Origin of the sequence: Paenibacillus sp. FSL P4-0127, from assembly GCF_038007325.1 — a bacterium.
GTDB classification, from domain to species: Bacteria; Bacillota; Bacilli; order Paenibacillales; family Paenibacillaceae; genus Fontibacillus; species Fontibacillus macerans.
Genome location: NZ_JBBOWY010000001.1, coordinates 3888243 through 3907945 on the forward strand (window position 1 = coordinate 3888243; position 19703 = coordinate 3907945).

General features: G+C 55.3%; 17 protein-coding genes. All 17 read left to right on the forward strand.

Translation table 11 applies throughout. The features are described from left to right. Nucleotides 1-469: 469 nt before the first annotated feature. A complete protein-coding gene (gene dapG, locus NYE74_RS17550) occupies nt 470-1690 on the forward strand; it encodes an aspartate kinase (RefSeq protein WP_036622360.1) in 1221 nt (406 codons plus the stop codon). A 34-nt stretch (nt 1691-1724) separates the two neighbouring features. Continuing rightward, a complete protein-coding gene (dapA, locus tag NYE74_RS17555) occupies nt 1725-2591 on the forward strand; it encodes a 4-hydroxy-tetrahydrodipicolinate synthase (RefSeq protein ID WP_082207746.1) in 867 nt (288 codons plus the stop codon). 313 nt (nt 2592-2904) lie between these two features. Then, nucleotides 2905-4584, forward strand: a complete 1680-nt coding sequence (locus NYE74_RS17560; RefSeq protein ID WP_341005033.1) for a ribonuclease J — start codon at nt 2905-2907, stop codon at nt 4582-4584. A gap of 180 nt (nt 4585-4764) precedes the next feature. Further along, nucleotides 4765-5535: a ClpP family protease gene (locus tag NYE74_RS17565; protein ID WP_036622364.1), complete on the forward strand. Its 771-nt coding sequence runs from the start codon at nt 4765-4767 to the stop codon at nt 5533-5535. Continuing rightward, nucleotides 5532-5756, forward strand: coding sequence for a YlzJ-like family protein (locus tag NYE74_RS17570; RefSeq protein ID WP_036622365.1), 225 nt, complete (start codon nt 5532-5534; stop codon nt 5754-5756). Before NYE74_RS17565 ends, NYE74_RS17570 begins: the two co-directional genes overlap by 4 nt. Nucleotides 5757-5839: 83 nt before the next feature. After that, on the forward strand, nt 5840-8557 hold the full coding sequence (locus NYE74_RS17575; RefSeq protein WP_036622367.1) for an FtsK/SpoIIIE family DNA translocase: 2718 nt from the start codon (nt 5840-5842) through the stop codon (nt 8555-8557). Between the two features lie 151 nt (nt 8558-8708). Further along, a complete protein-coding gene (sleB, locus tag NYE74_RS17580) occupies nt 8709-9563 on the forward strand; it encodes a spore cortex-lytic enzyme (protein ID WP_036622368.1) in 855 nt (284 codons plus the stop codon). 124 nt (nt 9564-9687) lie between these two features. Beyond that, on the forward strand, nt 9688-10968 hold the full coding sequence (gene yfmF, locus NYE74_RS17585) for an EF-P 5-aminopentanol modification-associated protein YfmF (RefSeq protein ID WP_341005034.1): 1281 nt from the start codon (nt 9688-9690) through the stop codon (nt 10966-10968). Nucleotides 10969-10972: 4 nt separating this feature from the next. Next, nucleotides 10973-12253: an EF-P 5-aminopentanol modification-associated protein YfmH gene (gene yfmH / locus NYE74_RS17590; RefSeq protein ID WP_341005035.1), complete on the forward strand. Its 1281-nt coding sequence runs from the start codon at nt 10973-10975 to the stop codon at nt 12251-12253. Nucleotide 12254: 1 nt separating this feature from the next. Beyond that, nucleotides 12255-13022 carry an elongation factor P 5-aminopentanone reductase gene (gene ymfI / locus NYE74_RS17595; protein WP_340927901.1) on the forward strand — a complete coding sequence of 256 codons (768 nt, stop codon included), beginning with the start codon at nt 12255-12257 and terminating at the stop codon, nt 13020-13022. Between the two features lie 121 nt (nt 13023-13143). Continuing rightward, a complete protein-coding gene (locus NYE74_RS17600; RefSeq protein ID WP_036622376.1) occupies nt 13144-13398 on the forward strand; it encodes a DUF3243 domain-containing protein in 255 nt (84 codons plus the stop codon). 205 nt (nt 13399-13603) lie between these two features. Next, entirely contained in the window at nt 13604-14371 is a 768-nt protein-coding gene (locus NYE74_RS17605; protein ID WP_036622378.1) for a DUF3388 domain-containing protein, read from the forward strand. Between the two features lie 40 nt (nt 14372-14411). Continuing rightward, nucleotides 14412-15500 carry a RodZ domain-containing protein gene (locus NYE74_RS17610; protein ID WP_341005036.1) on the forward strand — a complete coding sequence of 363 codons (1089 nt, stop codon included), beginning with the start codon at nt 14412-14414 and terminating at the stop codon, nt 15498-15500. A gap of 206 nt (nt 15501-15706) precedes the next feature. Continuing rightward, a complete protein-coding gene (locus tag NYE74_RS17615; protein ID WP_036622381.1) occupies nt 15707-16198 on the forward strand; it encodes a YajQ family cyclic di-GMP-binding protein in 492 nt (163 codons plus the stop codon). Nucleotides 16199-16341: 143 nt separating this feature from the next. After that, entirely contained in the window at nt 16342-17670 is a 1329-nt protein-coding gene (rimO, locus tag NYE74_RS17620; protein WP_036622383.1) for a 30S ribosomal protein S12 methylthiotransferase RimO, read from the forward strand. Further along, nucleotides 17667-18254 (forward strand): CDP-diacylglycerol--glycerol-3-phosphate 3-phosphatidyltransferase, encoded by a 588-nt coding sequence (gene pgsA / locus NYE74_RS17625; protein ID WP_036622385.1) that lies wholly within the window; start codon nt 17667-17669, stop codon nt 18252-18254. The genes rimO and pgsA overlap by 4 nt, the downstream gene beginning before the upstream one ends. A gap of 186 nt (nt 18255-18440) precedes the next feature. Next, nucleotides 18441-19694 carry a competence/damage-inducible protein A gene (locus NYE74_RS17630; RefSeq protein ID WP_341005037.1) on the forward strand — a complete coding sequence of 418 codons (1254 nt, stop codon included), beginning with the start codon at nt 18441-18443 and terminating at the stop codon, nt 19692-19694. Nucleotides 19695-19703: the final 9 nt, after the last annotated feature.

The window sequence follows — 19703 nt, forward strand, 5'->3', positions numbered from 1 at the left end:
AAAGTCATCTTTTGATCACGAAGCAGGTCAGGAAGTGGTTCTCGACGTCGAATCTTGAATTCAGCCGGGTGGGGCTTATTCTTCCGAAGCATGTTTCCTACGGAAACATCTCAGGTGCTCGCGTACCCAAAACGTGCGCTCCGCTCCTCAGGCCCTAGCTTCATTCAGCCTGAAGCGTTTTGAAAAACGCTCATCGGAAGCATAAGCTTCGGTGCTGAAAAGCCGACTTTTTGAACACGCACTTTAAGAGAATGGGAGACTTGCTGGATGAGCAAGAGAGAACGGAACGTCGCTGATCCGTCGGAAATCGTTTTGGATCATTTGCTCAAGGCGCGTCATGGAACGCTTTGCAATTCGCGGAGAGGACTGCAGTGAAGGTTTAGCTTCCGGCTTTTCGTCCGCTCGGGGTGCCCGGGCGATGGATAGGAGTTAAGCTACACTCCGCATTTACTTAACTGGAGGAATACCCATGCGCATTTTGGTGCAAAAATTTGGCGGCACATCTCTATCGACCGCGGAAGCGAGAGATCATGTCGTCTCACACATTCGCCGGGAACTGGAAAATGGTTTCCGGCTCGTCGTGGTGGTTTCGGCCATGGGCCGGAAGGGCGATCCATACGCCACGGATACTTTATTGGAATTGGCTTCTGCAGGAAGCGGCCTTTTACCATCGCGCGAACAGGACTTGCTGATGGCTTGCGGCGAAATTATTTCCGCGGCGAAGCTGTGCAGCCTGCTCGCGGAAAGCGGCATTTCTTCGGTCGTTTTAACCGGCGCCCAAGCCGGGTTTCGAACGGACAGCCACTTTGGAAATGCCAGAATTTTGGACATCGTGCCCACGAGGGTGCTTGAAGGGCTCGAGCAGGACAAAGTGGTCATTGTGACCGGGTTCCAGGGCCAAAATCAAATCGGTGATTTCACTACATTGGGGCGCGGCGGCAGCGATACTTCGGCAACGGCGCTGGGTGCGGCCCTGCATGCCGAAATGGTAGACATTTATACCGACGTGAACGGGATTTTAACCGCCGATCCCCGAATCGTGGAGGACGCAAAGCCTCTGGAATATGTAAGTTATGCGGAGATTTGCAACATGGCCCATCAGGGAGCCAAGGTGATTCATCCCCGGGCGGTGGAGATCGCCATGCAATCGGGGATACCGGTGCGCGTACGTTCCACCTTTTCGGAAGGAGAAGGGACGCTGGTGGCCAATCCCGAAGGCTTTAAAGACGTTCAGTTGGGCATTGTGGACCGCTACGTGACTGGGATTGCTTATGTGGCGAACGTGACGCAGATTCGCGTCGAAGCCGCCGGCAAAGGGGCCGACAACCTGCAGCTTCAGGTCTTTAAAGCGATGGCGGGAAACGCGATCAGCGTTGATTTTATTAATGTGACCCCGACGGGCGTCGTTTATACGGTATTCGACAAAGATGCGGCGAAAGCCGAAGCGATTCTGAACGACTTGGAGCTGTCGCCGGAGATTTTGTCCGGCTGCGCCAAAGTATCGGTCATCGGCGGGGGCATCAACGGGGTTCCGGGCATTATGGCGAAAATCGTCGAGGCTTTGACGGAGCAAAATATTCAAATTCTGCAATCCGCAGATTCGAATACAACGATCTGGGTGCTGGTCCATAAGGACGACATGGTTCAAGCGCTTCGCGCTTTGCACGACAAATTCGAACTCGGCAGGTAAATCGAACGCGCGGAAAATGGGAGGAGGATAAAGTGTGGCAGAGTTTGGAAGATTGATCACAGCTATGGTAACGCCTTTTGACGAACAAGGGAATGTTGATTTAAACGGAACCGCTCGCTTAATGGATTATTTGATTGAGGAGCAAAAATCCGATGCTTTGGTCGTTTGCGGAACGACGGGGGAGTCCCCTACTTTAAGCGATGAAGAGAAGCGGGATTTATTCGAATTTGCGGTGAAGCACGCCGCGGGCCGCTGCAAAATCATCGCCGGCACGGGGAGCAACGACACGGCCCATTCCATCCGTTTGACGCAGGAGGCCGAGCGGTGCGGCGCGGACGGTGTTTTGCTGGTCGTTCCCTACTACAACAAACCGAATCAGGAAGGGCTTTACCGGCATTTCGAAGCGATCGCGGCTTCGACCTCCTTGCCGGTTATGCTGTATAATGTGCCGTCCCGGACCATCGTCGGCATCAGCGTGGAAACGACTCTCCGGCTGGCGCAAATTCCGAATGTTGTGGCGACCAAGGAATGCGCGTCCCTGGACCAGGTGGCCGGAATTGTGAGCGGCGCTCCGGACGGATTCCGCGTGTATTCGGGAGAAGACGCGGCAGCGCTTCCGGCGATGGCCGTTGGCGCCCACGGGGTCGTCAGCGTGGCCAGCCATCTGGCCGGCAGCACGATGAAGGAAATGATCGAGCTGTTCCTGAGCGGCCGGGTCGGCGAAGCGGGCAAGCTGCATCGCCAGCTGCTGCCGCTGTTTAAAGGCTTGTTCGAATGCCCGAATCCGGTTGCGGTGAAATACGCGCTGAATGAAATCGGCTGCCGGGTCGGAACGGTACGGCTGCCGCTTATTCCGCCGAATGCGGAGGAAGCGGCGCGGATACGCGAACTGTTGAAGTAAGCGTTCAGCCAAATATGCGCTCAATTTCCAAAAACCGATGCCTCGTTATGAGGCATCGGTTTTTTTGCTGCGGCGCAAGGTAACGTTAAAAGCGCGTAAAACGCCTGACTTGTTTTTTGCCAATTTAATCATGTATAATGATCTCAAGTGACTGGGTGCGGTGATTTTTTTAAAAAATAGCAATATTGAGAAACGGCTGGACCGTCCGGCGAGGCGGTCGTTTATTCCTGCGAAACATATGTGGTCTGCAGTGATCGGAGCCATTTCCATATGAAAAATACGACGTCCAAACTTATAGGAGGGTTAGATTCACTTGTCCAAAAAAATGAATAATGAAAAATTGACGATCTTTGCATTGGGCGGCGTCGCAGAAATCGGAAAAAACATGTATGTCGTTCAATATGCCAATGATATCGTTGTCATCGATTCCGGGCTTAAGTTTCCGGAAGAGGCTATGCTCGGCATCGACATCGTCATTCCCGATATCACTTACTTGACGGAGAACCGCGACAAAGTAAGAGGTATCCTGCTTACGCACGGCCATGAGGATCATATCGGCGGATTGCCTTATGTGCTCAAGAACTTGAACGTTCCGGTTTACGGGACGAAATTGACGCTTGGCCTTGTCGAGAACAAGCTGAAGGAAGCGGGGTTGCTCGGCGAAACGAAACGGGTGCTGATCAACGCCGATTCGGAAATCGAGCTGGGCTCGACGCTGAAGGCGACGTTCTTCAGGACCAATCACAGTATTCCGGATTCGGTGGGCGTGTGCATTGAAACGCCGGAAGGAAATGTCGTTCATACCGGGGACTTCAAATTTGATCATACCCCAGTCAATGATCAATATGCGGATTTGCATCGGATGGGCGAAATCGGTAAAAAAGGCGTTCTAGCTCTTTTGTCCGACAGCACCAACGCGGAAAAACCCGGCTTTACGCCATCGGAAAGAAATGTAGGACTCGTGCTTAGCGATATTTTCCATAAAGCGCAGCAGCGCGTCGTGGTGGCAACGTTTGCTTCCAACGTGCACCGGATTCAGCAAGTGATCGATGCGGCCTACGAGACCGGACGCAAAGTCACGATCATCGGCCGCAGCATGGTGAACGTGGTGACGATCGCCGATGAATTGGGTTACTTGAACGTGCCGGACGGTATTTTGATCGAGCCGGAAGAAGTCAACAAAATGGCTGCGGATCGCGTGGTGATTTTGTGCACCGGCAGCCAAGGCGAGCCGATGTCGGCGCTGACGCGGATGGCCCGTTCGACGCACCGCAAGGTCGATATTTTGCCGGGAGACACCGTCATTATCGCGGCGACGCCGGTTCCGGGCAACGAGAAGTACGTGGGACGGACGATTGACGAGCTGTTCCGCCTCGGAGCGGAAGTCATTTACAGCGGCTCCAATTCGGGCGTTCACGTGTCCGGGCACGGCAGCCAGGAAGAGCTGAAGCTGATGCTGAACCTGATGCGGCCGAAATATTTCATTCCGATCCACGGCGAATACCGGATGCTGCGCAAGCATGCGCTGCTTGGCGAATCGGTGGGCGTGGAACCCGACAATATTTTCCTGATCGACATCGGGGAAACGATCGAGATTCAGAACGGCGTTGCCCGCAAAGCCGGCAAAGTGCCGGCAGGCAACGTGCTGATTGACGGCCTAGGCGTCGGCGACGTCGGCAACATCGTACTGCGCGACCGTAAGCTGCTGTCTCAAGACGGGATCCTGGTTGTCGTCGTCACGCTTAGCAAGCAGGACGGCACGATCATCTCCGGTCCGGACATTATTTCCCGCGGGTTCGTGTATGTCCGCGAGTCGGAAGGTTTGCTGGACGAAGCGAACCGGATCGTCTCCAGCACCTTGGAGAAATTGATGAACGAAAACGTCAACGAGTGGGCGTCGCTCAAGACGAACGTCAAAGACGCGCTCGGCCGTTTCCTGTACGAGCAAACGCGCCGCAGACCGATGATCCTGCCGATCATTATGGAAGTATAAAAGACGAATAGCACACAGTCGCCCCTTTTCCCGCAGGCAATAATTGGACGGTTCCTGACGGGGAAAGGGGCTTTTTTTATTTTTTGAGACCGGACACGTACTTTATGGGTTTTTGCATAGACCAGCGAAGGTTGTCGGCATACTAGTTGTATGCTTAAAACCGAAAGGATGGCTATAGCGATGAACAAGGATTCCAGCAAAACGCCCGATCTCCGCGAAAATGCGGAACTGCCTCCGAACCAACAACCGGATTCCGAAAAAAAAGAACCTACCGTGCCCGACGTCATTCAGCAACTGGGACAAACGGCCGTGCCTACTCCGGGCGAGTCGAATGTGTATTGCCTGACGATCATCGGGCAAATCGAAGGCCATTTGGTGCTGCCGCCGCAAAATAAAACGACGAAATACGAGCATTTGATCCCGCAGCTGGTAGCTGCCGAGCAAAACCCGCGGATTGAAGGCCTGCTCATCATTTTAAATACGGTGGGCGGCGACGTAGAGGCGGGGCTGGCGATCGCCGAAATGATCGCATCGTTGTCGAAGCCGACCGTCACCGTCGTTATCGGGGGAGGACACAGCATCGGCGTCCCCATCGCCGTGGCTTCGGATTATTCGCTGATCGCCGAAAGCGCCACGATGACGATCCATCCGATCCGCATGACCGGCCTTGTCATCGGCGTTCCGCAGACCTTCGAATATATCGAAAAAATGCAGGAAAGAGTGGTGCGGTTTGTCACCACCCACTCGCGTATCTCGGAGCAGCAGTTTAAGGAGCTCATGTTCAAAACCGGAGAGCTTAACCGGGACATCGGCACCGCGGTGGGCGGCACCGATGCGGTGAAATACGGTCTCATCGATGCGATCGGCGGGATCGGCGAAGGCTTGAGCAAGCTGAATTCGCTGATCGAATCGCGCCGCAGTGAGAAAACGGCGGGAGGGATCACGCAGTGACCCATTATACCATATTGCCTGATGGAATCTACTGGGAACAAGAGGAACATGAGGAGTCTTACGGTGAGATCGAGCTGGGCGGCGTCCTGATGCAGGTCCGGCTTGAGCCGGGAAACCGGGCGACGATCGTGAGGCTGCTCCGCTGCAACCTGGAAGATTACTTAAATCCGGATTTCGCTCCGGGCAAGCAAATCACCTTTTATCCCGCACTGCTGAAATAACCATTGCAAAAGTTAGCAGGTTCGTAAAGCTAGGCCCCCCTTTGGTGAATATGGTATAATATTCATCTAGGGGGTGTTTTCGTTTGGCACGCAAACGGAAGAAAAAGAAGGCTGCCCTCGGCAGCATGCTCAAATATGAAATCTACGGAATCATCCTGATCACTTTATCGGTTATTGCCTTGTCCGGGGAAGCGGCGGTGGGAAGAACGTTATCGAAAATGTCCGCGCTGATCCTCGGCAAGTTTTATTTTGTGATCCCTTTGATCGGCATCTACATAGGCCTGGCCGTTATGATCAACCGGAAATGGCCGTCCCGGTGGAATTCGCGGCGCAGCGGGCTGCTGCTTGCGGTGCTGGCCTTTTCGCTGATGAGCACGATTTCGGCGGTGCAGCACAAGCTTGTTCCGGCCGTTTCTTTATCCGCGGGCAATATTTTCGGACAAATCCAACGCGATCTGCAGGGAGCATTGTTTCAGACGGCTGCGGGCGACGCCGGATTCAGCCTGCTCGGCATGGACATCAGCGGCGGTTATATCGGCGCGCTGGAATTCGTCCTGCTGTATTCCTTGTTCGGCATGGCCGGGGCCAAGCTGATTATGATCGTGATGCTGGCGATCAGCTTCATGCTGGTAACAGGGCTGTCGTACGTCGACCTGTTTCGCTTGCTCCGCTCCAAATTGGGCGGGCTCAGCGAAAGCTTCGGCAGAAAAATGCGGCTGCTCCGCCCGGTGCCGGTGCGGGGCAAAGGGAGACGGCCCGAGCCGAAGATTCCCGCCGTTACGGAATATGATGCGGCGTATGATGCCGGCGAGTCGGAAGAGGAGGAGCTGCCCGAACCTTCCGCAAAGCCGCGAAAAAAGCCGGTGTTCTTTCAACTGCTCGGGTATAAGGGACGTTCCAAAGAACCGGCCGCGGAAGTGCCGGAACCTTTCGGCCCGGATGACGAAGCCGACGATTACAATGAATCCCCGGTAGCAAGCATTAACTGGAACGAACTGGATTACACCGGCCGCGGAGCGGACGGCGGCTCCGTGGGCGTACCGCACGGCAGCGGCGAGACCGCGGCGGATACCGGGCCGATCATCCGCGATTTCTTCGACCATATTCAGCGGGAAGGGCTGGGTGACCGGGAGGACGAAGACGAGAACGAGAGTCCATTATATACGGCCGCGGATGATGCGGACGCTGCCTACGGGGGGCGGGGCGAATCCGGGGTTGCGGATGACCTGCGCGGCGCTGCGGACGGAGAGCCGGATATGCCGCCGGGAAGCGGAGCGTCAGGTGAGGAGGGCGCCGACGGCGCCGCGGCTGGAGTTCCGAATGACGGCTCCGAAGCGGCGGCGGAAGTGCCGGCGGCCCCGCCGAAACCGGCCCCGAAACCGTACAAGCTTCCGCCTTTCCGGCTGTTGGCCAAGCCGGCGGGGGCCGGCAAATCCGGCGACCAGGCCGATTATATGCAGACGGCCCGCAAGCTGGAGGCTACGCTGGAGAGCTTTGGCGTAAGGGCAAGGGTGCTTGAAGTCGTCCGCGGTCCGGCGGTGACCCGCTACGAAATTCAGCCGGACATCGGGGTCAAGGTTAGCCGGATCGTCAATTTGACGGATGATATCGCTCTGGCTTTGGCCGCCAAAGACATCCGCATGGAAGCCCCGATTCCGGGCAAATCCGCGATCGGCATCGAGGTGCCGAACAACGAGGTTTCGCTGGTGACGATGCGCGAAGTGATGGAGACGCCGACGTTTATGGAGGCCGAATCCAAGCTGTCGATCGCTTTCGGCCGCGACATTTCCGGGCAGACGATCGTCGGCAATCTGGCGAAGATGCCCCATTTGCTCGTCGCGGGGGCGACGGGTTCGGGGAAATCCGTCTGCATCAACGGCATCATCACGAGCATTTTGTTCAAAGCCAAGCCGGATGAAGTTAAGTTTATGATGGTCGACCCGAAAATGGTCGAACTGAACGTATACAACGGGATTCCGCATTTGCTCACGCCCGTCGTCACCGATCCGCGAAGAGCCTCGCTGGCGCTGAAGAAGATCGTCGTCGAAATGGAGAAGCGGTACGAGCTGTTCTCCAAATCGGGGGCCCGCAATGTGGAAGGGTACAATCAGATGATGAAGGACAATCCGGAGGCGATCCTCCCGTATATCGTCGTCATTGTGGACGAGCTTGCCGACCTCATGATGGTCGCCGCAAGCGATGTGGAGGATGCGATTGCCCGCCTGGCGCAAATGGCCCGGGCCGCCGGCATCCATCTGATCATCGCCACGCAGCGGCCGTCGGTCGACGTCATCACCGGGGTGATCAAAGCGAACATTCCGTCGCGGATCGCCTTTGGCGTTTCGTCCCAGGTCGACTCGCGGACGATTCTCGACATGGCCGGCGCGGAGAAACTGCTTGGCCGCGGTGACATGCTGTATATGCCGATGGGGGCTTCGAAGCCGACCCGGGTGCAGGGGGCGTTCATGAGCGACCAGGAAGTGGAGACGATCGTGAATTACGTTCGCGCCCAGGGGCAAGCGGAATATGACGAAAGCCTTGTTCCGGAAGTCGACGATGAGGTCCAGGAACCGGAGGAAGAATTGGACGAGCTGTACGATCAAGCCGTGCAAATCGTGCTGGAAGCCAAGCAGGCCTCGGTATCGCTGCTCCAGCGCCGCATGCGCGTCGGATATACCCGGGCGGCGCGGCTGATCGATTCCATGGAGGCGCGGGGGATCGTCGGTCCGTACGAGGGAAGCAAACCGCGCGAGGTGCTTATGTCCATAGAGCAATACAAAATGGGAAGAATATCTTCATGACCTTTGCGGTCAAGGGATGTTCTTCCCTTTTTTTCGGCCGTATCCGGCGAGCCAGGCCTTGAAACTTTAGGGTGCATAGGAAGGGAGTCCGCTTGTCATACTAAAGTTACCCATCCTTGTTAATCCACTAAAGAAAGGTAGAGCTAAACGTATGAATAAAACTAAGATATGGTTTGCCGCCGGTTTAGTGCTGCTTTTGTTGGGAATCGGTTACGGGGCCAACGTACTCCGGCATTCGCTTGACGTCGAGAACAAGGAGGCTCCGGACAAAGCCAAGGCCGTATTCAGCGAGCAAGTCATCGATTACGGGGCTTTCGGCAAAGACGTATACGAATTGCAGGGCCGGCTTGCTTTTCTCGGTTTTTACCACGGAAAGCTGGACAGCTATTTCGGTCCGAAAACCCGCGATGCGCTGAAATGGTTCCAATCGGAGTTCGGGATGAAGGCGGACGGGTTGGCCGGGCCAAAAACCAAGCTTAAGTTATATAATGCCACCAAAGATTGGAAGCCTGGCATGGAATACGTCAACGCGGACCAGGGAAACCAGCAGACGAACGCCGGAAACCAGCAGACGAATACCGGAAACAAGCAAAATACCGAAGCCGCGAAAAACAATTCGGATAATCTGGCCCCTTCCAACAGCATGGGCTTAAGCGAAAACGATCTGCGCATTATGGCCAACGCCGTTTACGGGGAGTCCCGGGGCGAGCCGTTCGAAGGGCAGGTGGCGGTCGCCGCGGTGATTTTGAACCGGGTCAAATCGCCGAGCTTCCCTAATACCGTTTCCGGCGTCATTTTTCAACCGGGCGCTTTTACCGCAGTGGCTGACGGGCAAATCTGGCTGGAGCCTAACGAGACGGCCCGCAAAGCTGTGCAGCAAGCGTTGAACGGCTGGGATCCGACCGGCGGCTGCATCTATTATTTCAACCCGAGAACGGCAACCTCCAAATGGATCTGGTCCCGCCCGCAGGTGAAAACGATCGGGGAACATATTTTTTGCATGTAAATATGATTTGGATGAAGGAGCAGCCGCTGGTGTCAGGTTGCTTCTTTCCTTTGGATTGGTATAGAATGGAACGCAGGAAATGAACGCGCTATTCAAAAAGTCTACTCGCAAAGGAGTTTTGGTTTTGAACAAAACGGTATTTGAGCGCGGCAGCGTGGGCCAAATCCGCATTCACGTGCTGCCTACAACCCGATTCAAAACATTTGCCGTTTCTCTCTACGCAGGTTTGCCGCTGGGCGAGCAAACGGTTACGACTACGGCGCTGACCCCTTTTGTGCTGCGGCGGGGCACCGCGTCTTATCCCGAAACGACGTTGTTCCGGGAACAGCTCGAGCATCTGTATGGCGCCGGCTTCGGCTTTGACGTCTATAAACGGGGCAATTACCAGATTGTCCAGTTCCGCATGGATACGATCAACGATTCTTTCGTGCAAAGCGACGATTCGCTGCTCGGTCAAACGTTCGCTTTTCTCGGCGAAGTCGTCACGAAACCGGCCACGGAGAACGGAGTTTTCCGTTCGTCTTATGTGGCTTCGGAACGCGAATCCGTACGCAAAAAGCTGGAAGGGATCATCAACGATAAAATCCGCTATGCGGCCGAGCGCTGCATGGAGGAGATGTTTAAGAACGATCCGTACCGGCTGCACCCGCTTGGGGAACGCGCCGATCTTGACGGCATCACGCCGCAGTCGCTTTTTGCCGCTTATCAGAACTGGCTGCAGCAGGCGAATTTGGACCTGTACGTGGTGGGAGACACATCGCTTGCCGAAGTGGAGGAGCTGGTCGCAAGGCAGTTCAGCTTAAACCGGACGGCTTCCCCGGAATATAAGCCGGAGCACGTCGAAATGAAGACCGCGGAAGTGCGCACCGTCAAAGAGGCGCTCGACGTCAATCAGGGCAAATTGAATCTCGGTTTGCGCACGCCGATTACGTACGGGGACGACCGCTACGCGGCCGCTTTGGTGTATAACGGCATTTTGGGCAGTTACCCGCATTCGAAGCTGTTCATGAACGTGCGGGAAAAAGCCAGCCTGGCTTATTACGCCGCTTCCCGGTTCGATGGGCACAAGGGGATCGTGGCGATTCAATCGGGAATCGAAATCGAAAACTACGACAAAGCGCTGGAGATTATTCAGGCCCAGCTGGCCAGCTTGCGGTCGGGGGAGATCAGCGAGCTGGAGATGTCGCAGACCAAAGCGATGATCCGCAACAGCCTGCTGGAAATGCAGGACTCGGCCTTCGAAATGATCGCCTACGATTTCAACCGGGTGCTGTCCGGCAAGGACCGTCCGGCCGAAGAGTTGCTGCGCCAGGTAGAGCGGGTAACCCCCGGGGACGTTGTGCAGGCGGCGGAAACGGTGCAGCTTGATACGATTTACTTTTTGACAGGTAAAAAGGAGGTTTAGCCGCTTGGAAACGCTTCGCTATGATGCTTTGCAGGAAACGTTATACCGCGAAACGATGGATAACGGGCTTCAGGTGTATGTGCTGCCGAAACCGGGTTTTCAAAAGACATACGCCACGTTTGCCACAAAATACGGTTCGATCGACAACCATTTCCGGGTCGAGGGTCAGGAGGAGATTTCCGTTCCGGACGGGATCGCCCATTTTTTGGAGCATAAAATGTTCGAGGAGCCGGAGGGCGACATTTTCGCCACGTTTGCTTCCCATGGGGCTTCGGCCAACGCTTTTACCAGCTTTGATCAGACCGTGTACCTGTTCTCCGCGACCGAAAACATCGCGCTTAATCTGGAAACGCTGATCAATTTCGTGCAGCATCCGTATTTCACCGACCAGAACGTCGAGAAGGAAAAAGGCATCATCGGCCAGGAAATCGGCATGTACCGCGACAATCCCGATTGGCGGGTTTATTTCGGCCTGATCGAAGCGATGTACAAGGTGCATCCCGTTCACATCGACATCGCCGGTACGGTCGAATCGATCGGCACGATTACGAAGGAGACGCTGTACACGTGCTACAACGCGTTTTACCACCCCAGCAATATGCTTCTGTTCGTCGTTGGCGGGGTGGATCCGGAAGAGGTGATTACGCTGGTTCGGAATAATCAGGCGAAGAAGCAGTACGGCAAGCAAGGCGCGATCGAGCGGTTGTTTGACCCCGAGCCCCGCGAAGTTCATGAGCAGCGGCGGGAGTCGCGGCTGCCGGTATCGCTGCCGAAATGCCTGTTCGGATTCAAGGAAACGGATCTTGGGTTGACCGGTGAAGCTTTGCTGCGCCGGGATTTGACGACGAAACTCGCGCTCGATCTGCTGCTTGGGCCCAGCACGAAGTTGTATCAGAAGCTGTATGACATGGATTTGATTTCCGACAGCTTCGGGCATGAGTACAACAGCAATCCGAATTACGCGTTTTCGGCGATCGGCGGGGACACGCCCGACCCGGACCGGATGCTGGCGGTGATCAAAGAGGAAGCGAAGGCTGTGCTGGCCGCAGGTTTCCGCGGGGAAGATTTTGAACGGGCGCGGAAGAAAAAAATCGGCGGCTACCTGCGGATGCTTAACTCCCCGGAAAATATCGCCCACGAATTCACGCGCTTCCGCTTCCGGGGCAGCGATCTGTTTGCGGTGCTGCCGATGTACGAATCGATGACGCTGGACGAAGTGAACGCCCGGCTGAGCGAGCACTTGAACTGGGAGCAGATGGCCGTGTCGGTCGTGGTGAGCCCGTAACATGAACGAAGAGCATGGGATTGGAAAAAACATTGCGGACATGACCGTACTCATTACCGGAGCAAGCCGGGGGATCGGCGCGGATACGGCGCTGCGGTTTGCGGCGGTGGGCATGAACGTGGTTATTCACTATAGGAACTCGCTTGAAGCGGCGAATGAGGTGGCCCGCAGATGTCTGGAGGTTGGGGGCAAAGCCTATACGGTGGCGGCCGATCTGCGCAGCAAGGAGCAGATTTTGCGCATGAAGGAACGGCTGGACCATTACGGGCTGCATCCCGACATTCTCGTCAACAATGCGGGGATTTCCCATTACGGGCTGCTTTCGGACGTTACCGAAGAGGAATGGGACGACGTGATGAACGTCAATTTGAAAAGCGTTTTTATGTGCAGCCAGCTGTTTATGCCCTACATGATCCGGCAGCGCTTCGGGCGGATCATCAACGTATCCTCCGTATGGGGCATTTCCGGCGGCTCCTGTGAAACGGTTTATTCCGCCGCCAAAGGCGGGGTCAACGCTTTTACGAAAGCGCTGGCCAAGGAGCTTGCTCCGTCCGGGGTGACGGTAAACGCGGTAGCCCCGGGAGCCGTCCGGACCGAAATGATGGAACGTTTCGACGAGGGGGAACTAAAGCAGCTGGAGGAAGAAATTCCCGCTGGAAGGCTCGCCTCCCCGCAGGAAATTTCTTCCCTTATTTATTTTCTCGCCCTGCCGGAATCGGGCTACATCACCGGTCAAATCATCAGCCCCAACGGGGGCTGGATTACCTGAAAATTTCCGGTCGGGCCCGGGGGAGTCTTTCGCTTTGCCCGTCAGGAGCGCATAAAACCCGCGCAAACTTCACATATTACGACTGTTGATTTTAAATCGCCAAGCAAAGGAGGATTTAAGGATGTCAACCGTACTCAAAAATTTTGATACATGGAAGAAGTTTTTGGGCGACCGTGTGGAGCATGCGGAAAAAGCGGGATTCAGCGAAGAAGCGATCACCAACCTGGCTTATGAAATCGGCGGATTTCTCGAAGATAAGGTCGATCCGCAAAACGATTCCAACCGGGTACTCAAAGAGATTTGGGAAGTAGGCAGCGAAGACGAGCGCAAAACGATCGCTCGCCTGATGGTAAAGCTGGCGAAGAAAAACTCATAGTTTTTGCTTGAAAAGCTCCCGCGTTATGGGAGCTTTTCAGCCATTTTCCGCCAGCTGCTTGCCTTTCATTTTCATTTTATATATCATAAAACACATATGATTATTGTCGGGCTAAGGAAAGGGTACTAAACTTTTTGAAGCCGTAAGAAGGATTCAAGGTTATTTTGTCGAAAATGGGTGAGTAGGATAGAGAAGGTGTCTTCGGATGGAATTAAAACAATGGTATTTGGAGTACAAAATACATAAAAACCGCCCGGGACTATTGGGCGATATCGCCTCGATGCTGGGGATGCTGGAAATCAACATTTTGACGATCAACGGTGTCGAAGGCAAAACCAGGGGGCTGCTGCTGGAAAGCGATGACGACGGAAAGATCGACCAGGTCAGCAAAATGCTCAGCAAGGTGGACAGCATCACCGTTACGGCGCTGCGCTGTCCGCGGCTTGTCGATCTGCTGGCCGTAAGGCACGGAAGGTACATCGACCGCGATTCCGACGATAAGAAGACGTTTCGCTTTACGCGCGACGAACTTGGGATTTTGGTGGACTTTCTCGGCGAAATTTTCAAGCGGGAGGGCCATCAGGTCATTGGTCTTCGGGGGATGCCGCGCGTCGGCAAGACGGAATCGATTATCGCCGGCAGCGTCTGTTCGATGAAGCGCTGGACGTTTGTGTCCTCCACGCTGCTGCGCCAAACGGTAAGGAGCCAGCTGTCGGAGGATGAAATGAATCCGCACAATGTTTTTATCATCGACGGTATTATCAGTACGTTGCGTTCGAACGAGAAACATCATCAGCTGCTCCAGGAATTGATGTCGATGCCTTCCACGAAGGTGATCGAGCATCCGGATGTTTTCGTCAAGGAATCCGAATACAGTTATGACAATTTTGATATTATTATCGAATTGCGTAACAATCCTGAGGAGCAAATCGTTTATGATACGTTTACGACGATTTACACGGACGATGTGTAATTCGATAAAGCATAACCAATAAACACAGGAGGTGATGGTCATGTCGGAATTGGGCCAGAAGTTGAAGGAAGCCCGCCTTGCCAAAGGTTTGTCGTTAGATGACATACAGGAAATGACGAAAATTCGCAAACGATATCTGGAAGCCATCGAGTCGGGAGATTATAAAGTGCTTCCCGGGAGTTTCTACGTCCGGGCTTTTATTAAGACGTATGCCGAAACGGTGGGCGTGGATGCGGATGAACTCCTCGCCGAGCACCGACAGAACGTGCCTGATGCCGTACCGGAGCAAACGATGGAGCCCGTGATACAAAAACGCCGCAGCCGCCAGCACGCCGAGCGCAATTCGAAGTGGCTCTCCACCACGCTGATGTGGTCTTTTGCCGTGCTGATCCTGATCGTCATTTACATGTATTTTACGATTTGGGGGAAAACGAACCAGTCGGCCGGAGAGAAGCCGGACCCGACGCCGGTAACGCCGGCCACGCAAGCGGAAGGACAAGGGACGAACGGATCGGGGAACGCCAAAAACGGCGGACAAAGCGGCCCCGGAAACAATCAAACCGGCACGGGCGACGCCGTGAACGGCGGCAGCAACACGGGAAATGCCGGAACAGGGAGCAATGCCGGAACGGGGGCAAATACCGGTGCTGGCACGGGCGCTAACGGTGGGACGGGTACCGATAACACCGGCGGAACGGCCAGTCCGCAAGACATCGTAGTCGTTCCCGACGGCAAAGAGGGCAGCACCACGAAGTTCAAGGTGCAAAATGCCGGCGGCCAGCCGGTGCAGGCTGTCATTACGGCTTCCGGCGAAAGCTGGGTCGAGGTTCGCAAAGGCGGCAGAAAGGGCGACAAGCTTTACTTCGGCAAAACGTCCGACGGCGATGTGCTGACGTATGATATCGCGCCGGAGGGACTGTTTATTTTGTCGGGGGCTTCCAACAAAACGGCGATTACGGTAGCCGGGCAAACGGTGGAAGACGGCAAAGCAACCTCGCGGATTTTGCTTACCCTGGATGACGGCACCGGTGCGGATACCGGTTCCGCGGGCGACGCCGGCGCAGGCGGAGATACATCCGGAGACAATGTCGAGAGCGTCGAGAGCGGAAACGGAACAAGCGGGCAGTAAGGATCGGCTTTGTCCGCTTGGGCCTCTGTTAAAGGCGGGATTTGGACCTGACAAGGGTTTGGATCTCGCCTTTTTCGCATCTTTTACCCGCCGCGGTTATGGCTTGGAAACAGCTCGGAAATGGCGGGTTGGCTCGACTTCGGGAAAACTATTACATATAATGAGTGATAGAAGAAAAGATTGGGAACCAGAAAGGAACGTGAAGTATGGCTTCGGAAAGTTCATTTGATATCGTCTCGAAAATGGACATGCAGGAATTAAACAATGCGATCGATCAGACGGAACGGGAGATCGCCAGCCGCTTTGATTTTAAAGGAAGCAAAAGCGAACTTAAACTGGAAAAGGACGTGCTGGTGATCGTGGCGGACGATGAGTATAAGCTCGGCGCCGTGATCGATATCCTGCAATCCAAAATGATCAAGCGCGGGCTGCCGATCAAAAATTTGGATTACGGCAAAGTGGAGCCCGCTTCGATGGGTACGGTGCGGCAGCGCATCAGCTTGAAACAGGGCATCGACCAGGAGAACGCGAAGAAAATCAACGTGCTGATCCGCGACTCCAAGCTGAAGGTTAAAAGCCAAATCCAGGGCGATCAAATCCGCGTCACCGGCAAAAGCAAGGACGATTTGCAGCAAATCATTCAGCTGTTGCGCAAAGCCGATTTGTCGCTCGATTTGCAGTTTACGAACTTTAAATGACTCCGGAAAGGTCTCCTGCGGCGCTTCCCGCGCCTGCTTGAGACCCTTTTCATATTTTTGACAGCCGCCTTTTCCGAATATTATACTTGTAGAGGCTGTTCAATCGATGAACAATCACGGCTTGAATTATGGGGGAAATCGTCATGACTGAAAAGGTGAAAATCGTTACACTTGGCTGCGAGAAAAACTTGGTTGACTCCGAAATCATGTCGGGGCTGATCGACCGGCGCGGCTATTCCTTGGTGGACGACCGCGATGACGCCACGGTCATCATCGTCAATACGTGCGGTTTTATCGACGCCGCCAAAGAAGAGTCGGTAAACACGATTCTGGAGCTGGCCGAGCTTAAAGAAAGCGGAAAATTAAAGGCGCTGATCGTGTCGGGGTGTCTGACGCAGCGCTACAAACAAGCGCTCATGGAGGAAATGCCGGAGATCGACGGAATCGTCGGAACGGGCGATTTCCATAACATCACGCAGATCGTCGATGAGGCGGTGAAGGGCAAGAAGCCGGTATATGTAGGCAATCCGGTGTTCAACTACGAGCAGGTGCTGCCGCGCAAGCTGTCGACGGCCCGTTATACGGCGTATGTGAAAATCGCCGAGGGCTGCGACAACAACTGCACCTTCTGCAGCATCCCGCTGATGCGGGGCAAATTCCGCAGCCGTTCCATCGAATCGATCGTGGAGGAAGTCAAAGGCATGGCTGCGCAAGGGGTCAAGGAATTCAGCCTGATCGCCCAGGATTCCACCAATTACGGCACCGATCTGTACGGGGACTATAAACTGCCTGAGCTGCTGGACCGCGTCAGCCGGGTGGACGGTGTGGAATGGGTGCGGCTGCATTATGCGTATCCGGGCTTTTTTACGGATGAATTGATCGATATGATCGCGTCCAATCCGAAGATTTGCAAATACGTGGATATGCCGCTGCAGCATAGCGAGGACGCGATCCTGAAAAGAATGCGGCGCCCCGGACGCAACCGGGATATCCGCGAACTGATCGCCAAAATCCGCTCCCGCATCCCGGACGTTTCTTTGCGCACGTCGCTGATCGTGGGATTCCCGGGCGAAACCGAGGAAGATTTCGAGCGGCTATGCGATTTCGTCCGGGAGATCAAATTCGACCGGCTGGGCGTGTTTACATACTCGCAGGAAGAGGATACGCCGGCTTCGCGGCTGCCGGATCAGGTCGCCGAGGACGTCAAGGAATGGCGGGCCAATACGTTGATGGAGATTCAGCGCACCGTGGCGAACGAAAACAGCGGCAAATACATCGGCAAAGTGCTGGATGTCCTTGTGGAGCGCTACGATGGGCGGAGCGACGTTTATGTGGGGCGCTCGCAATTCGACGCGCCCGAAATCGACGGGGAAGTGTTCGTGACGAACTGCTCCGGGAATATCGGCGATATTGCCAAAGTGCGGATTACGCACGCATTTGAATATGATTTAACCGGGGAGGCTGTCCTGTGAATTTGCCCAACCGCATTACACTGACGCGTATTTTTATGATTCCGGTGATGCTGCTTTTTTTGCTGCTGGATGCGGGCTGGCTGTCTTATGAGCTCGTTGCGGGCACATACGCGCTGCCGGTCCATCAGTTGATTGCCGCGGTGCTGTTCATCGTCGCCGCCAGCACGGACGGAATCGACGGATACATCGCCCGGAAATACAATCTGGTGACGAATCTGGGCAAACTGCTCGACCCGCTTGCCGACAAGCTGCTGGTGGGCACCGTGTTGATCGGGCTCGTGTCGCTTGGCAAATGCAACGCCTGGATCGCCGTCATCATTATCGCGCGCGAATTTGCGGTAACCGGCCTGCGGGAGGTAGCGCTGCTCGAAGGTTCCGTGATCGCCGCCAGCAAATGGGGTAAAGCGAAAACAATCATCCAGATCATCGCGATTACCGTGCTGCTTCTGAACAATTTCCCGTTTGCCTGGCTGAACATCCCGTTTGACGATATCGCGATCTGGCTGGCGGCGATCATTACGATTTATTCGGGCATCGACTATTTCGTCAAAAATAAAAGCGTGCTTTCTTTTTCGAAAATGTAGTGCCTTGAGTGCGATGCTTGGGGTGTGATCCATTGAGTGTGATCCTTGGGGTGTAATGCTTTGAATGCGATGCTCTGAGTGAGATGCTTTGAATGCGATGCTTTGCGTGCTATATGTTTTGAAGCGAAGTATTTAATGCTCAGGCAGAGGCTTGTTTTGGATTGCCGGAAGGAGACGTGAAAGCAAATGAAAGCGGAAATTATCGCGGTGGGGACGGAGCTGCTGCTCGGGCAAATCGTAAACACCAATGCGCAATATTTATCCCAGGAGCTGGCCGCGCTTGGGATTGACGTATATTTTCAGACGGTGGTCGGCGACAACCGGAAGCGGTTTGCCCAAGCGGTGGAGACGGCGGCTGCCCGCGCCGATTTGCTGATTTTTACCGGGGGGCTCGGGCCGACGCAAGACGATTTGACCAAGGAGGCGCTGGCCGAGGTGCTTGGGCGGCCGCTCTATGTCGACCCGGAAGCGATGGCGAATGTCGAACGCTTTTTCAAGGACAGGGGCGTGCTGATGACGGAAAACAACCGCCGCCAGGCGCTGGCGATTGACGGCGGGACCCCGCTTCCGAACGAAACCGGTCTGGCGGTTGGGGATGCGGTTGCGGCCGGCGGCAAGTTTTATATCGTTTTGCCCGGTCCGCCGAAGGAAATGAAACCGATGTTCGAGCGCCAGGCGAAGCCGTGGATTTTGAAGCATGCGCTATCCGAGGAAATGCCGATCTATTCGAAAATGCTCAAGTTTGCCGGGATCGGCGAATCGGCGCTGGAGACGAAGCTGCTCGATTTGATCAAGGAGCAGTCGGACCCGACCGTGGCCCCTTACGCCAAGGAAGGCGAGGTCACGATCCGCGTTTCCACCAAGGCGGCGAGCGAACGGGAAGCGATGGAGAAGCTGGGTGCTATGGAGCGGGAAATCGCTTCCCGCTTGCCGGAGCATCTGTACGCGAACGTCGATGTGCCGATCGAGCAGAAGATTTTGGAGCTGATGGCCCAGCGCGGGCTGACGCTCAGTGCGGCCGAGAGCTGCACCGGCGGGCTGCTGATGGAGATGATCACCGCGATTCCGGGGAGCTCGGCCGTGTTTATGGGCGGCATCGTCTGCTATTCCAACGCGATGAAGGAGAAGCTGCTGAACGTTCCGCATGAACTGCTCGAAGGCGATGGCGCTCCTGGCGCCGTCAGCGCGGAAACGGCGCGGGTGCTGGCTGAGCAGGTGCGGCTGACCGCCGATACCGACTTTGGCCTTTCGATCACCGGCGTTGCCGGCCCAGGCGCTTCCGAACGCAAGCCGGCCGGGCTTGTCTATATCGCGATCTCCCGCCGCGGCGGGGATACGGCCGTATACGAGCTGAACCTGAAAGGCAACCGCGATGCCGTCCGCATGCGCTCGGCCAAAACGATTTTGTACCGGTTGTGGAGAGCGTTGATGGAGTCGTAAGCTTAGTGC

Bases quoted from the DNA above. Each gene is read 5' to 3' on its own strand.
- dapG (WP_036622360.1), top strand. From the start codon at position 470: ATGCGCATTTTGGTGCAAAAATTTGGCGGCACATCTCTATCGACCGCG.
- NYE74_RS17565 (WP_036622364.1), top strand. From the start codon at position 4,765: ATGAACAAGGATTCCAGCAAAACGCCCGATCTCCGCGAAAATGCGGAA.
- sleB (WP_036622368.1), top strand. From the start codon at position 8,709: ATGAATAAAACTAAGATATGGTTTGCCGCCGGTTTAGTGCTGCTTTTG.
- ymfI (WP_340927901.1), top strand. From the start codon at position 12,255: ATGAACGAAGAGCATGGGATTGGAAAAAACATTGCGGACATGACCGTA.
- NYE74_RS17600 (WP_036622376.1), top strand. From the start codon at position 13,144: ATGTCAACCGTACTCAAAAATTTTGATACATGGAAGAAGTTTTTGGGC.
- NYE74_RS17605 (WP_036622378.1), top strand. From the start codon at position 13,604: ATGGAATTAAAACAATGGTATTTGGAGTACAAAATACATAAAAACCGC.
- NYE74_RS17610 (WP_341005036.1), top strand. From the start codon at position 14,412: ATGTCGGAATTGGGCCAGAAGTTGAAGGAAGCCCGCCTTGCCAAAGGT.
- NYE74_RS17615 (WP_036622381.1), top strand. From the start codon at position 15,707: ATGGCTTCGGAAAGTTCATTTGATATCGTCTCGAAAATGGACATGCAG.
- rimO (WP_036622383.1), top strand. From the start codon at position 16,342: ATGACTGAAAAGGTGAAAATCGTTACACTTGGCTGCGAGAAAAACTTG.
- NYE74_RS17630 (WP_341005037.1), top strand. From the start codon at position 18,441: ATGAAAGCGGAAATTATCGCGGTGGGGACGGAGCTGCTGCTCGGGCAA.